This window comes from Thiolapillus sp. (assembly GCF_048562965.1).
Taxonomy (GTDB): Bacteria; Pseudomonadota; Gammaproteobacteria; order Chromatiales; family Chromatiaceae; genus Thiolapillus; species Thiolapillus brandeum_A.
This window is the reverse complement of record NZ_JBHNMF010000784.1, coordinates 1-1,371: the sequence shown is the minus strand read 5'-3', so window position 1 is coordinate 1,371 and position 1,371 is coordinate 1. Positions and strand designations below refer to the sequence as shown.

General features: G+C 54.4%; 1 protein-coding gene and 1 pseudogene. One reads left to right on the top strand and one right to left on the bottom strand.

The window, feature by feature from the left end; translation table 11 throughout:
• Nucleotides 1-234, top strand: a pseudogene (locus ACOCD2_RS20065) (IS3 family transposase); the annotation flags it as partial.
• Here the strand turns inward: ACOCD2_RS20065 and ACOCD2_RS20060 are convergent.
• The gene (locus ACOCD2_RS20060; RefSeq protein ID WP_419625955.1) at nucleotides 215-1,246 is read right to left on the bottom strand and encodes an alkaline phosphatase family protein; all 1,032 of its coding nucleotides are present in this window, start codon (nucleotides 1,244-1,246) and stop codon (nucleotides 215-217) included. The pseudogene ACOCD2_RS20065 and the gene ACOCD2_RS20060 sit on opposite strands and share 20 nt — an antisense overlap.
• Between the last annotated feature and the right edge of the window lie 125 nt (nucleotides 1,247-1,371).

The following is a 1,371-nucleotide window of genomic DNA, read 5'->3' as shown; positions in this document are numbered from 1 at the left end:
TATAACGATGAGCACCGTCATAGTGGGATACAGTTCGTGACGCCCGCTCAACGCCACAGTGGCGCAGAGAAACTGATACTGATGAATCGGAAGGTAGTTTATGAGTCGGCAAAGCAACGGGATCCAGAGCGCTGGAGCCGGGAAACACGAAACTGGGAACCAGTGAGTGAAGTCTGGTTGAACCCGGAGAAATCAGAGACAGAAGAACAGGAAGTTAGAGAGAACGTAGCGTAGAAAATAGGACAACTATCTTGACAATCGTCGCGGCCAGCGTCCGGTCCAGGTGCGCCAGATTGTCTTCGGATTCCAGGCTGGAGGTGCCAAACAGATGCCCCACATAGTCGGTGGATGAGAAGCTGATGGCAAGATAATCCGGCACATCGTCCTGGCCCAGTTGTTCCCTGTCGATCAGGGTCTTGGCAAAGTCCAGTACCAGCTCGTCGCCTGCGGGTCCCAGGGTCAGGCGGGTGGTGAAGTACTTGTCATCCGCTTTGCCATACGCATGGGGAAAGGTTCGGCCAAACCCCGGAAAGTCTGTCTCGAATGGTTGATCATCGGCATCGGCATCGGCAAAAAGATATTTATCCGGGGCATACAACAGCGACCAGGATTTTCCTGCATAGGCGGCAGCCATCCCGCGTGTATTCCATTCATTCACCCAGTCGGGGTATTTCTTGTAATAGTAATCGCTGGTGACAAACTGGCCATTGGCCTTGGAGAACCAGAAGGCCTTTCCCACGTGTCCCGCCAGGGATACCGCGCTGCGGTCCTTCACGGATACGGCGAAGACCTTCGCCTTGCCTGCGTAATGCTCCGCCAGCTCATCACTGAAGGTGGACACCAGGATGTTCTGCGGCGAGCATCCGTCCACCCTGGCGGTTTTCTGGGTCGAATCGATCTCTGTCTTCCTGTTCACGTCGGCACCTTCGCTGAGCAGGTGGTAGTCGGGATCTTCGATGTTGTAAACTAGGCGATCCTTTTCCCGGTCGAACCACACGTTGCCCACCATACCATGTGCAGCAGGCACGGCACCTGTCGCCAGCGAAGCGTGTCCGACGATGGTTTCGGTATTGGCATTGGTATAGTGAATGCCCTTGTTTATCAGATAGCGAAAGCCACCCTCTCCGGTTACATTGCGAAAGCGCTCGGGCAGACCACCCCGCAAGGCATCGACGGTAATCTGCAGTACCAGACGGGGTCTTTCCTTCGCCGAGGTCACGAAGGCGCTGAAAAGCAACGCGATCATCAAGGCCGATTTCAACATTTCTTTTCTGGTTCTTCGTAGATTCGTGTGAAGCCTAAGGCGCCATATCCAGGCCACCGCAGTAAAACAGGATGCTGTTTCTGAATCCTGCAAAGGATCGATAACCT